This window comes from Pseudomonas sp. P1_F1_2 (assembly GCF_056405815.1).
In genome coordinates, this window is sequence record NZ_JBFUBK010000097.1 from 14,253 (window position 1) to 26,565 (window position 12,313).

Annotated in this window: 15 protein-coding genes; 7 read left to right on the forward strand and 8 right to left on the reverse strand. The window is 60.2% G+C overall.

The annotated features are described in order from the left end of the window. Window positions 1-5: 5 nt before the first annotated feature. Window positions 6-599 carry a nitroreductase family protein gene (locus tag AC1D2P_RS23755; protein WP_046033292.1) on the reverse strand — a complete coding sequence of 198 codons (594 nt, stop codon included), beginning with the start codon at window positions 597-599 and terminating at the stop codon, window positions 6-8. Window positions 600-766: 167 nt separating this feature from the next. On the opposite strand from AC1D2P_RS23755, the gene AC1D2P_RS23760 reads away from it, so the two are divergent. Continuing rightward, a complete protein-coding gene (locus AC1D2P_RS23760; RefSeq protein WP_007944020.1) occupies window positions 767-1,216 on the forward strand; it encodes a YcgN family cysteine cluster protein in 450 nt (149 codons plus the stop codon). Window positions 1,217-1,253: 37 nt separating this feature from the next. Next, window positions 1,254-2,483, forward strand: coding sequence for a hypothetical protein (locus AC1D2P_RS23765; protein WP_477811617.1), 1,230 nt, complete (start codon window positions 1,254-1,256; stop codon window positions 2,481-2,483). A 101-nt stretch (window positions 2,484-2,584) separates the two neighbouring features. Here the strand turns inward: AC1D2P_RS23765 and AC1D2P_RS23770 are convergent, their stop codons facing one another. The 4 genes from AC1D2P_RS23770 to AC1D2P_RS23785 form a co-directional block, all read right to left on the reverse strand. Then, a complete protein-coding gene (locus AC1D2P_RS23770; protein ID WP_109787947.1) occupies window positions 2,585-2,962 on the reverse strand; it encodes a YgaP family membrane protein in 378 nt (125 codons plus the stop codon). Window positions 2,963-3,054: 92 nt separating this feature from the next. Continuing rightward, window positions 3,055-3,525: an RNA methyltransferase gene (locus tag AC1D2P_RS23775; protein ID WP_477758078.1), complete on the reverse strand. Its 471-nt coding sequence runs from the start codon at window positions 3,523-3,525 to the stop codon at window positions 3,055-3,057. 188 nt (window positions 3,526-3,713) lie between these two features. After that, window positions 3,714-4,085 (reverse strand): YajD family HNH nuclease, encoded by a 372-nt coding sequence (locus tag AC1D2P_RS23780; protein ID WP_007944009.1) that lies wholly within the window; start codon window positions 4,083-4,085, stop codon window positions 3,714-3,716. 48 nt (window positions 4,086-4,133) lie between these two features. Further along, on the reverse strand, window positions 4,134-4,820 hold the full coding sequence (locus AC1D2P_RS23785) for a spermidine synthase (protein ID WP_258667815.1): 687 nt from the start codon (window positions 4,818-4,820) through the stop codon (window positions 4,134-4,136). Between the two features lie 95 nt (window positions 4,821-4,915). Between AC1D2P_RS23785 and AC1D2P_RS23790 the strand changes: the two genes are divergently transcribed. After that, window positions 4,916-5,206: a hypothetical protein gene (locus AC1D2P_RS23790; protein WP_046033297.1), complete on the forward strand. Its 291-nt coding sequence runs from the start codon at window positions 4,916-4,918 to the stop codon at window positions 5,204-5,206. On the opposite strand, the gene AC1D2P_RS23795 is transcribed toward AC1D2P_RS23790, so the two are convergent. Further along, window positions 5,203-5,676, reverse strand: a complete 474-nt coding sequence (locus AC1D2P_RS23795; RefSeq protein WP_258667816.1) for a cyclic nucleotide-binding domain-containing protein — start codon at window positions 5,674-5,676, stop codon at window positions 5,203-5,205. The genes AC1D2P_RS23790 and AC1D2P_RS23795 overlap by 4 nt on opposite strands. A gap of 136 nt (window positions 5,677-5,812) precedes the next feature. Beyond that, complete coding sequence (locus AC1D2P_RS23800) at window positions 5,813-7,867, reverse strand: S9 family peptidase (RefSeq protein ID WP_046033299.1); 2,055 nt, start codon at window positions 7,865-7,867, stop codon at window positions 5,813-5,815. A 102-nt stretch (window positions 7,868-7,969) separates the two neighbouring features. Between AC1D2P_RS23800 and AC1D2P_RS23805 the strand changes: the two genes are divergently transcribed. From AC1D2P_RS23805 to AC1D2P_RS23815, 3 genes are read left to right on the forward strand one after another with little or no spacing between them, the layout of a single operon-like run. After that, window positions 7,970-8,467 carry a hypothetical protein gene (locus AC1D2P_RS23805; RefSeq protein ID WP_046033300.1) on the forward strand — a complete coding sequence of 166 codons (498 nt, stop codon included), beginning with the start codon at window positions 7,970-7,972 and terminating at the stop codon, window positions 8,465-8,467. 33 nt (window positions 8,468-8,500) lie between these two features. Continuing rightward, window positions 8,501-9,277, forward strand: coding sequence for a class II glutamine amidotransferase (locus tag AC1D2P_RS23810; RefSeq protein ID WP_034150022.1), 777 nt, complete (start codon window positions 8,501-8,503; stop codon window positions 9,275-9,277). Between the two features lie 11 nt (window positions 9,278-9,288). Continuing rightward, window positions 9,289-9,831 carry a DUF2937 family protein gene (locus AC1D2P_RS23815; protein ID WP_077430707.1) on the forward strand — a complete coding sequence of 181 codons (543 nt, stop codon included), beginning with the start codon at window positions 9,289-9,291 and terminating at the stop codon, window positions 9,829-9,831. A gap of 87 nt (window positions 9,832-9,918) precedes the next feature. Here AC1D2P_RS23815 and AC1D2P_RS23820 read toward each other — a convergent pair whose 3' ends face one another. Further along, on the reverse strand, window positions 9,919-10,842 hold the full coding sequence (locus AC1D2P_RS23820; RefSeq protein WP_477758079.1) for a LysR family transcriptional regulator: 924 nt from the start codon (window positions 10,840-10,842) through the stop codon (window positions 9,919-9,921). Window positions 10,843-11,002: 160 nt separating this feature from the next. Here AC1D2P_RS23820 and AC1D2P_RS23825 point away from each other — a divergent pair, with 160 nt between their 5' ends. Next, complete coding sequence (locus AC1D2P_RS23825) at window positions 11,003-12,289, forward strand: MFS transporter (protein WP_046033303.1); 1,287 nt, start codon at window positions 11,003-11,005, stop codon at window positions 12,287-12,289. Window positions 12,290-12,313 lie beyond the last annotated feature (24 nt).

Sequence of the window (12,313 nt, forward strand, 5' to 3'; positions counted from 1 at the left end):
GGGGCTTAGAGGGTGAAGTCGCCCTCAGCCGCCAGTTCGTTCAACGGGCGGCGCGGGCTCGGCTCTTCACGCGCTTGCAGGTAATCGGCCAGCGATGCCTTGTCGCCCAGCTTGCCGACGGCGACCGCCGCATGCAGTGCATAACCTTCAGGAATATTCAGCTCCTTGCGGGTCAATTCCTGATCGAAACCGGCCATGCCGTGGGTGTGCCAGCCGCTGATGCTCGCTTGCAGCGCCAGATGGCCCCAAGCTGAACCGGTGTCGAAGGTGTGCCACAGGGCCGGGGTTTCTTCGGTGGCGCCCGGCACGGCGAAGGTGGTTTTCGAGATCACGATCACCAGAGCCGAGGCATGTTGGGCCCAGCTGCGGTTGAATTCGTTCAGCAGCCCCAGGTAACGCTGCCAGTTTGGCGTATCGCGACGCGCGTAAAGAAAGCGCCAAGGCTGCGAGTTGTAGGCCGACGGCGCCCAACGTGCTGCTTCGAAGAAGCTCAGCAGTGTCTCTTCTGGAATCGCTTCACCGGTGAAGGCGCGGGGCGACCAGCGATCAGTGAACTGAGGGTGGATGGCATAGTCGGCAACGCGTGGATTAGCACTCATCAAGAGATTCCTTGCTACGTTTGAAAGTGAGGGGGCGAGGCGAAACCCTACTGGCCGGCGCAAAAACTGACAAGCCCGTTTCTACCGGCAGTCGCCAATGCTTGGCCCACAGGGGCCTTGGCACTAGACTGGCGGCCTTTTCACCACCTGATGTTGATGCTTGAGCCATGGCCGCCAAAGTCGAACCGTTCTGGATACGCAAAACCCTCGATCAACTGGATCAAGAGGAATGGGAGTCGCTGTGCGACGGTTGTGGCCTTTGCTGCTTGCAAAAACTCGAAGATGAAGACGACAACAGCGTCTACTACACGCGTATCGCCTGCAAATTGCTCGACCTGAAAACCTGCCAGTGCACCGATTATCCGAACCGGCGTGACTTCGTTCCGGACTGCATCCAGCTCACGCCGGGCAAGGCGGACGAATTCAAATGGCTGCCACCGACCTGCGGCTATCGCCTGGTCAGTGAAGGCAAGGACCTGCCGCTCTGGCACCATCTGGTGTGCGGCGACCGCGATGCGGTGCACCACGAACGTATTTCACAATCCGGACGCATGCTGGCCGAAGGCAGCGTGCCTGAAGATGATTGGGAAGATCACCTGATTTTCCGGGCGGGCTGATCGCACCAGGGTTTTAACGTTTCACGAAGGAGTGTGTATGGCTGTGGGATTGCGGCTGGCGTTGGTCGTTGGGCTACTGGCCCTGAATTCGTCCGTGTGGGCGGCGATGAAAGTCGATCTGGATTATCACGTGCGCCTGTTGCCGCAAAGTGATCAGGCTGAGGTGCGCCTGACGCTGACGCAGGGTTCGTCGGTGCGCAGCCTGGATTTTGACCTGGGCGATGGCAGCCGCTACAGCGACTTCAAGGCCGATGGCCAGTGGCAGCTCACGCCGGGCAAGGTGGCGCGGGGTGTCTGGCATCCCGCCGCCGACAAGGCCAGCCTGACCTACCGCGTGCGCATCAGCCATGGGCGCAAAAGCGGCAGTTTCGACACGCGCATGACGCCGACCTGGGCGCTGATGCGCGGTGACGATCTGGTGYCGGCCGCCAAGCTCGATCAGCAGGACGGCGTCGAGCTGGTATCACGCCTTGAGTTCGAGTTGCCCACCGGTTGGAAAAGCGTCGAAACCGCCTGGCCGCGGATCGGCAAAAACAAATTCCGCATCGACAACGTGTCCCGGCTGTTCGACCGGCCGACTGGGTGGATGCTCGCCGGCCACCTCGGCAGCCGCCGCACGCGGTTGGGGGAAACCGAAGTCACCGTCGCTTCGCCTCAGGGCCAGGGCATGCATCGCATGGACGTACTGACGCTGCTGACCTTTGTCTGGCCGCAAGTTCAAGCCGTGTTCCCGAGCCATCCAGGCAAATTGCTGATTGTCGGTGCCAACGACCCGATGTGGCGCGGTAGCCTCGCGGCGCATGAATCGATCTACCTCAATACGCGTCTGCCGCTGGTCAGCGAAAGCGGCAGCAGTGCGCTGGTGCGTGAATTGGTGCAGGTGTTCGCACGGCTCAACGATACGCAGCGCAGCGACTGGATCAGCGAAGGTTTTGCCGAGTATTACGCCATTGAGCTGATGCGCCGCGCCGGCGGCATGAGCGATGAGCGGTATGAAAGCTTGCACGGCAAGCTGATCAAGGACAGCCAGAAAGTCACGACCCTGCGCGGCGAACAGATCAATTCGGCGCAAGTGTCGAAAGCCGTGGTGCTGTTACAGGAACTGGATCGCGAGATACGCTTGAAAACCCGCAACAAGCGTTCGCTGGATGATGTACTGCGCGAGGCGATGCATCTGGGAAGTGTGGATACCAAGGCGTTCGTTCAGTTGGCCGAGAGCGTCATTGGCGAATCGTCCAAGGTCCTTGATACCGCGTTGCTTCAGTAACACCGCCATCGCGGGCAAGCCCGCTCCCACAGGGAAACGCATTCCAAGGTGGGAGCGGGCTTGCCCGCGATGAGGCCCTCAGCTTCAGTACATATTGAGGATCAAACCCCGGCTTTCGGCGACTTCAACGAATCATTACCCGTCACCGTAGCGGTTTTGGTCGCTGCCTCGGCATTCGCCTTCAGCTTGCTCAACTCTTCCCCGGCCCGCTCGATCTTCGCCCGCACGATGTCCATGTCCTGGCGGCTTTTCTCGATCATGCTTTTGAGCGAACTGTGCCCGGTAATCCCTCGAGCCAGTGCCACGCCGCCGATCGCCACCTGAATCAAGCCGAAAATACCGCCGCGACGCAGGCCCTTGCCCATCATCAACACGCCACCGGCCACGGAGCCGGCGCGTTCCCAGCCGTGAACGTTCTGCTCGGAAGGGGTCTGGAACGGGGTGGATTCGATGCGCTCTACACGTTTGAGTTCGCTCATGATCTTTCTCCTGGCAGAAATCACTGATTCAGTCGTGGATAGTTAAGCTGACTGCCGAGGCCGGCGGCTTGTTCCATTGGATGTGCATTGATTCAGCGAAATTTCGCACCGGAACGGGTGTTGAGCCCTTTGGACATGCGGTCGTAGAGCACGACATTGACGGTGGCCGCCAGGTTCATGCAACCGGTGGTCGGGATGTAGACCACGTCTTCGCACCAGTCGCGAATGTCTTTATCCAGCGAGCCGTCTTCCGGGCCGAAGATGTAGAGGGCGCGGTCCGGGTGGGTGTATTCCGGCAGGGAACGGGCGCCATCGACCAGTTCCACGGCAACCGGCACGCAGCCCAGAGGCAGGATTTTTTTCAGGTCGTCGATGCCGATCAGCGGGATGTCGTAGAGCACGCGCTTGGTGTCGGTGACGAAGTCGGCAGCGCGTTCATAGCGCTTGCCGGTGTAGAACACGGACGCCACGCCATAGCAGCCGGCGGCGCGCATGACCGAACCGACGTTTTCGGGTGATTTGGGGTTATACAAACCAATGCAGCTGTACCGTTTGTCTGCCACGAGCGGGGTGCCTTCGGGGAAAAAACGGCGATTATACGGGGATTGGGGGAGGGGTGTTTGGTTTGAGATTGGTGGTGCCTGGACAATTGCTATCGCGGGCAAGCCCGCTCCCACAGGATTCGTGGTGTACACAATAACTGTGGGAGCGAGCTTGCTCGCGATGAGGCCAGTAAGGGCGCCGAAGACCTTCAGTCTTCCTTCTTCATCAACCCCGCCAACGCCGCAAACGGGTTGTGTGTCGCCTTGGCGATCTTCGGCGTGCTCAGCGACCCTTCGCCAAAATACTGCTGGTCGGTATAGCGCGAGTGTTCATTGTCGTGGCAGTACAGGCACAACAATTCCCAGTTCGAGCCGTCCTGCGGGTTGTTGTCGTGGTTGTGATCGCGATGGTGCACGGTCAGTTCGCTCAGGCGCTTGCCGGAAAACTCACGGGCGCAGCGGCCGCACACGTGCGGGTACATCTTCAGGGCTTTGTCGCGGTAGCCCATTTCCTTGTCGCGCTGGTTGTCGGCGAGGATGCGATCCAGCTTCGAAGTGTTGGTCGGGGTGGACGAACTCATGGGTTCACCTTTGTAAAAGACTAATGACGGTTATGTTCAGAGTTTAGCTCAGCCCTTGAGCTTCTCGGCAATCCAGATGGTGTGGCGTGTGCCCTTGTTGCCGTGGGCGAAGACCTGGACTTCCTCGGCCTTGAAACCGGCCTTTTTCAATTTGTCGGAAAACTGTCGGTCGGCACTCGCCGACCACACCGCCAATACGCCCTTGGGCCGCAGGGCCTTGGCGCAAGCGCTGAGGCCGCCGGCGGAGTAGAGCCAGCTGTTGGCCTTCTGGGTCAGGCCTTCGGGGCCGTTGTCGACATCGAGCATGATCGCGTCGAACCCTTGTGGTTCGGCTTGCAGGACGTTGGCGACATCTTCCATGCGGATGACGGTACGCGGGTCGAGCAACGGGTTGCCGGCTTTTTCGCCCAGCGGCCCACGGTTCCACTCCACGACGCCCGGCACCAGCTCGGCGACCACCACTTGCGCGCTTTTGCCCAAATGCTTGAGCGCCGAGGCGAGGGTGAAGCCCATGCCCAGGCCGCCGATCAGCACGCGCGAATTCGGCCGGCCGGCCACTTTGCGGCAGGGGATCTCGGCCAGTGCATCCTCGGAGCCGTGCATGCGCGTGTTCATCAACTGCCCGCCGTCGCCACCCTGGATCTTGATGACGAAGTCCTCACCGTATTCGAACAGGCACAGGGCACCGCCGTTTTCAGGAATGGGCGTGGTGTCGAGCAGGACGAAACGTTTCATGGGGCTCTCTTGAGAAAGTCTTGCATAAACTGGGAGGGCAAACGGGCGCAGTTGGGAGTAGCCTGAATGTGACGAAATCGCCAACGGAGCCATTGATGAAGCGCACCATTCTAACGGCCATTGCTCTGGCCGCGCTCTCGATTACTGCAGTGCAGGCGCAACAGTTGCAATCCATCCCCGTCAGCCCCCCAACCATGCCCGGTTCGCCCGGCACCGCGACGCCGACGCCGTACCCGCAAATCACCGCGCCTTCCTTGCCAAAAACGGGGCCGGGCAGCAGTGGTCCGCCATTGGTGCCGATTGAAATGCCGAGCCCGCCGACCAAGGACCAGCCTGTGCCGGGGATCGAGCCGACCCCGACGAAAGCCAAATCGCCGGGCGGCTAAACCTGTTGCGAAAGCAGTTGTCCATCCGCCATGCGCAGGCGTTTGGAGAGGGAGACGGCGAGGGCGCGGATGATCTTGGCGGCGATTTTCGGTGCGTCGTTGATCATCTTTTCCAGCGAGTCCTTGCCCAGGTTCAGCAGTTGGCAGTGACTGGCGGCCACGCAACTGGCGGAGCGTCGTTCACCGTCCAGCACCGCCATCTCGCCGAACGAGCGGCCGCTGCGCAATGTAGCCATGGTCACCAGTTGCCCGTCACCATTGGTTTTTTGCACCGCCACCTGGCCGGTGTGAATGATGCACATGAAGCTGCCGGCATCGCCCTCGTGGAAGATTTCCTCACCTTGCGCCACGGTGCTGATGCTGAAATAGCCCGAGGCGGCCGCGAAGTCTGCGGGCAGCAATTGATCGAACAGGCCGCAATCCATCAGCCAGTCGCGAATTTCGTTGTTCAGTAAGGTTAGTTCTGACATGTCGTCACGGTCTTTTTTCTTGTGTCTGTTGCTGGGTCGAGTTTGAACGCACCACACGTCCCCTGCTTCCACAGGGGATCTGAGTGGTAGCGGGCCCGGAGTCTGGTCTTAAGACCGACACACCGGGCCAAGTTCCTCAGGCAATACCCAATACCTTGAACAAAAATGCATATTCGAGCGCTACGTCACGCAATCCCTGGTAACGACCGCTCATTCCGCCATGTCCGGCGCCCAATTCGGTCTTGAGCAGCAGAGGGTTCGCGTCGGTTTTGGTCGCACGCAATTTAGCCACCCACTTGGCCGCTTCCCAGTACTGCACGCGGCTGTCGTTGTAGCCGGCAATCACCAGCGTTGCCGGGTAGGCTTGTGCGGTGACGTTTTCGTACGGGGCGTAGGCCTTGATCCGATCATAAACGTCCGGCTCTTCAGGATTGCCCCACTCGTCGTATTCCGTGACGGTCAATGGCAGGTCGGGGTCGAGCATGGTGTTGAGCACGTCGACGAACGGCACTTCGGCAATCGCCGCGCCGAACAATTGCGGCCGTTGATTGAGCACGGCGCCAATCAGCAAGCCACCGGCGCTGCCGCCGCTGATCGCCAATTGTTTTGCGCTGGTGAAACCGTTGGCAATCAAATGCTCTGCACAGGCAATGAAGTCGCTGAACGTGTTGTGCTTGTGTTCCTGTTTACCGGCCCGATACCAGGCCTCACCCAATTCGCCACCGCCACGCACGTGCGCGATGGCGAAGGCCATGCCGCGATCCAGCAGGCTCAGGCGAGCGTGGGAGAACCACGGGTCGAGGCTTTCGCCATAAGCGCCGTAGCCATACAGATACAGCGGCACCGGTTTGCCGAGGTGCTCGCGCTTGACCACCAGGCTGATAGGCACCTGCGTACCGTCCGGTGCCGTTGCCCACAGGCGCTGACTGACGTAGGCATCGGCGTCGAACGGGCCGAGTACCGGCGTTTCCTTGAGGACTTTTTGCTCGCCGCTCGCCAGTACGAGCTGACGGATTTGCGCCGGACGGTTCAATGCCTCGTAGCGCAGGCGGATCCTGTCGCTGGCGAACTCCAGGCTGTTCTGTACGTGCAGGCTGTAGGCCGCGTCCGGCAATTGCACGCGATAAGGCGACTGGCCTTGTGGGTGGACTTCGATGATCGGCAAGCCACCTTCGCGCAGGCTCAGGGTCATGGCGCCAGTGTTCAGGCTCATGCCGTCGATCATCACCGTGTCGCTGTGGGGGATCAGGTTTTGCCATTCGGCCTCGGTGGGCGCCACCCCGGTATCGACGGTGCTGTACAACGCGAAGTTGATGCCGTCGCGGTTGGTACGAATGAACCAGGCCCATTGGCCATCGAGGGCGCCGTGGTCGACGTCGTACTCATGGTCCTCAACCCGTGGCGCCAGACAGGTGAAGGCCTGATGCGGCAGGGAGGCGTCCAGCGCCCAGACTTCACTGGTGGTCTTGCTGCCCAGGGACAGCAGCAGTTGCAGCTCGGAGCTTGAACGGTAGCAATGCATGAAGAATCGGCCGTCCGGCTCGTGGAACACTTCTTCGGCCGCCGTGCCGTCCAGCCGATAACGGAACAGTTTGTGCGGGCGATGGGTGTCGTCCAGCTCGCCAAAAAACAGCGTCAGGCTGTCGTTGGCCCACGTCATGCTGCCGTCGCAGTCCTGGAACTCCAGTTCACTGACGCGACCGTCCGACAATTCCTTCACGAACAGGGTGTAAATCTCATCACCCGTGGAGTCGATGCTGTAGGCCAGGCGCTGGTGGTCCGGGCTGATGCTGAACGCCCCCAGGGAAAAGAAGCCACCGTTGGCCAATTCGTTCGGGTCCAGTAGCAGCTGTTCCTGGCTTTCGTCGAGTTGCAGGCTGTCATCGGCCGGGCGCGGGCAGCGGTAGTGCCGGGCATATTCGTCACCGGCCGTGGTGCGCGTGTAATACAGGTACGGCCCCCAAGGGGAGGGCAGCGACAAATCGGTTTCGAGAATCCGCCCCTTGATCTCTTCGAACAGGGTCTCGCGCAGGCCGGCCTGATCGGCGGTTTGTGCCTCTTGATAGCTGTTTTCAGCCTTGAGGTAGTCGAGCACCGCGTTGGTGTCGCGCTCCTGTAGCCAGGCATACGGGTCATCGCCTTCCGCCTTGTGGGCAATGGGCGCGTCGGAAACGTTGGCGGATAGGGGCATGAAAGACTCTCGAACGTTGTACGAAATTGGCGGGTCGCAGACAGCGGGCAAGCCTGATGTGCGAAAAGTCGTTACTATAAGCGCCTCTTTGCCTGCCTTGCCATGGACACCATGACCGAGAACGACTATCTGATCGCTTGGGGCCTCTACGCCTTCGCCGCTTTGGGCTGCCTGTTGGTGTGGATGCGATTGACCCGCTGGATGTGGCGTTGGCTGCGCGAGCCGTTGCGGCTGCTGGTGGCGGTGTTGCTGTTTAGCCCGACGATCATCGACCCGGTGAAGGACAAAGTCGCACCGGCCATCGCCATCACGGCGCTCGACCTGCTATTCAAGGTCGGCAACAACGCCTGGCGGGCAATTTCCGATCTTTTTATGTACGGCATGATCGCCTTCGGACTGTACCTGGTGATGGTGGCGATCCGCTTCCCGATCGAGCGCGCTTCCAACGCTCGCAAGGAACAGGCGGCCGCCGCCAAGGCTGCTGCCAAGGCAGAAGACCCTGACGATGATCATCCCTTCGGCGGTGCCGGCGATGATCGTTACGGCCGACCGCCGGTCCCGAGCAATCCTCAGCGATTGCGGGTCGAGCCACGTTTGTAACCTTGCCCCTGCCTTTTCATCGAGAACCCGAGCATGTGTGAGTTATTGGGCATGAGCGCCAATGTGCCGACCGATATCGTGTTCAGCTTCACCGGGCTGATGCAGCGCGGCGGCCGTACCGGGCCGCACCGCGATGGCTGGGGGATCGCGTTCTATGAGGGGCGCGGCCTGCGCCTGTTTCAGGACCCGGCTGCCAGCTGCGAGTCTGAGGTGGCGAACCTGGTGCAGCGTTATCCGATCAAAAGTGAAGTGGTGATCGGGCATATCCGCCAGGCCAATGTCGGCAAGGTCTGCCTGTCCAATACCCACCCGTTCGTGCGCGAACTGTGGGGGCGTAATTGGTGTTTCGCGCACAACGGCCAACTCGCTGACTTTCAACCGACCGCCAGTTTCTACCGCCCCGTCGGCGACACCGACAGCGAAGCGGCATTCTGCGATTTGCTCAACCGTGTGCGCGCAGCCTTCCCGGAACCGGTCGAGGTTGAAGAATTACTACCCGACCTGGTGGCGGCCTGCGCCGAATACCGCAGCAAAGGCGTGTTCAACTGCCTGCTCAGCGACGGCGACTGGCTGTTCTGCTATTGCTCGACCAAATTGGCCCAGATCACTCGTCGGGCACCTTTCGGCCCTGCGCGCTTGAAGGATGTCGATGTGATTGTCGACTTCCAGGCCGAAACCACGCCCAACGACGTGGTCACGGTGATTGCCACCGAACCCCTGACCGAAAACGAAACCTGGACCCGCTACGAACCGGGCCAATGGAGCCTTTGGCGACGCGGCGAATGCGTCAGCCAGGGCAAGACCGAATAAGGATCTCCCCGATGTTGCTCAGTTATCTACGCCTGGTGTTGTTTGCGGCGGGTCTGTTGGTCGGTGTTCAGGTGCCGGGGTTTATCAATGATTACGCCAAGCGGGTCGAGGCGCATCTGATAGAGGCGCAAACAGGCTTGAGCGGTTTTCAGGGCACCGCCAATCAGTTCTTCAAGGGGGATATGCAGGCACTGGTCGCTCATTACCGCGCCAGCGAAGACCCGATCTTTCGCAGCGATGCCGACAGCCTGAGCAACCTGCTGACCCGTCAGCTGGCGTTGGACAAACAATTCCAGGCCATGCAAGGCCCGTGGTACATCCGCTTCCTGCAGGTGGTACTGGCGGCTGACCCGGATATTCGCAAGGAAACCTGGAACGGCTACAGCTATCAGATCCTGCTGACGCCCGAAGCGATGATCTGGGGGATGAGCGGCGCGTTGTTGCTGTCGTTCGGGATTGAATGCCTGTTCCGCTTGATCGACTGGGTGGTGCTGGGCGGCAAACGCCTGCGCCAGAGCCGGCCGATTGAAGACCGCGATGTGCGCGGCCTCTAGGCCGAATCGGCCCCCTGTAGCAGCTGGCGCAGCCTGCGTCCGGCTGCGCAGCAGTCGTCAAACCAGCGCCGGGATTTACCTGAAACGCTACATAGGTTGGCGCGCCAGAACGATGTAATCCTCGCCCATCTCCTGCGCATACCGTTTCAGCACCTGCTGACACAACGCCACAATCTCCTCGACCCACTCAACGCCCGTGCGCCACGACACCACCACCTGTAAATCCGGCGGTCGTTGATCAATGGCCAACAGCGTCATTTCCCCGCGCGCCAATTCCTCGGCTACCAGCACCGGCGGCAGCGCGCCAATGCCAAAACCATCACGCAACAAGCGGGTTATCGCCGACACCGAATTCACGCAGTTGAGGCGCGGGGCCATTACGCCATTGGCCTGCATCAGGGCCAGCACTTCCTGGTGTGGATGGGAGTTTTTCGAGTAGGTAATGATCCGCTCGCGCGCCAGATCGGCGATGCCCGAATATTCGCGGTTGTAGAGTGAATTATTCGCCGCGATCCAACCCATGGGATGGCTGGCCAGCTCCAGGCTGCGCACGCTTTCCTGACGCATCAGGTCGGTTTGCAGGATCAGATCGAGAAAGCCTTTTTGCAGCTGATCGCAGAGGTTGAGCGAGGTATCGGCCACCAGTTCGATTTCCACCAACGGATAGAGATCCGTCATCTGCGCCACCAGCGGGCTCAGCCAGGTGTGGATTACCGTGTCCATGACGCCGATCCGCACCCGTCCGACCTTGCTCGATCGGGTCTCGATCGATTGTTTGAGTGCCTGCATGGTGTCCATCATCTGCTCGGCATAGTCGAGCACTTTCAAGCCTTCAGGCGTCAGGCTGACGCCGCGGGAATCGCGCAAAAACAGCTTCACCCCCAGTTCACCTTCAAGCACCGCAATTCGGCTGGAAATCGAGGCCTGGGTGGTGAAGAGTTTGTCGGCGGTCAGACGAAAACTTTTGAGTCGAGCGACCCAGACAAAGGTTTCAAGAAACTTCAAATTCATGGGGTCAGCTCGTGGGGATAAAGTTTTCTTATGTCTGGAGCGGGTTTTTATTAGTTGGACGCAGCAGGGCCACGGACCCAAAAATCGACGCATCCGGTTCCCACGATAGGCGTCGTCGGGGCTTAGAACAATACCAATAAAATTTGCACGGAGAGTTGCCATGAGTGCGCCCGACACGCTCGACATCCCCAATGCCAAGGCCCGCCCGGGACCTTTCGACTGGTACCGCAACATCAATCAGCAGGAGCGTCGCACCTTCTGGAGTTGCAAGATCGGTTATGGCCTGGACGGCATGGACACCCAGATGCTCAGCTTCGTGGTGCCGACCCTGATTGCAATGTGGGGCATTACCACCGGCGAGGCCGGGCTGATTCACACCAGCACCCTGATCGCCTCGGCCATCGGCGGTTGGGTGGCGGGGATTCTCTCTGACCGCATCGGTCGTGTGCGCACCTTGCAACTGACGGTGCTGTGGTTCGCCTTCTTCACCTTCCTCTGTGGCTTCGCGCAAAACTATGAACAACTGTTGATCAGTCGCACCCTGATGGGATTCGGTTTTGGGGGTGAATGGACCGCCGGCGCCGTACTGATGGGCGAAGTGATTCGCGCCAAGGACCGGGGCAAAGCCGTGGGCATGGTGCAATCGGGTTGGGCGTTGGGGTGGGGGTTGACGGCGATTCTCTATGCGCTGCTGTTCTCAGTGTTGCCGCCGGAAGACGCCTGGCGCGCCCTGTTTATTCTCGGCATTGTGCCGGCGATTTTCGTGATCTTCGTTCGTCGTCTGGTCAAAGACCCGGAAATCTATCGTGAAGCCAAAGCCAGACAGGAACCGAGCAACCCGGCGAAGTTCTACGAGATTTTTGCCCCCGGCATTCTGTTCACCACGATTCGTGCTTCGGTGCTGACCACGGGCGCACTGGGCGGTTACTACGCGATCACCTCATGGTTGCCGACGTTTCTGAAGAACGAGCGGGGCTTGAGCGTACTCGGCACAGGCGGTTATCTGGCGATGGTGATTGTCGGTTCCTACGTCGGTTACGTTATCAGCGCGTATTTGACCGACCTCCTGGGGCGCAAGAAGAACTTCATCCTGTTCGCGGTCGGCTCGTTCACCATCGTTTTGCTCTACACCCAACTGCCGGTCAGCAACGCTGTGATGCTCTGGCTGGGCTTCCCGCTGGGCTTCTTCGCTTCGGGGATTTTCAGCGGCATGGGCGCGTTTTTGACCGAGTTGTTTCCGACGCGGATTCGCGGTTCGGGCCAGGGTTTTTGCTACAACATTGGCCGCGCATTGGCGGCATTGTTCCCGCTGCTGATTGGTTTGCTTAGCCAGCGTGTGCCGCTGAGCGTGGGCATCGGGGCTTTTGCGGCAGTGTCCTATGGGGTGGTGATCCTTGCAGCGCTGAGCCTGCCGGAAACCCGTGGCAAACAACTGGATGCGCAGTAATCTGCCTGCATCTGAAAAGAACAA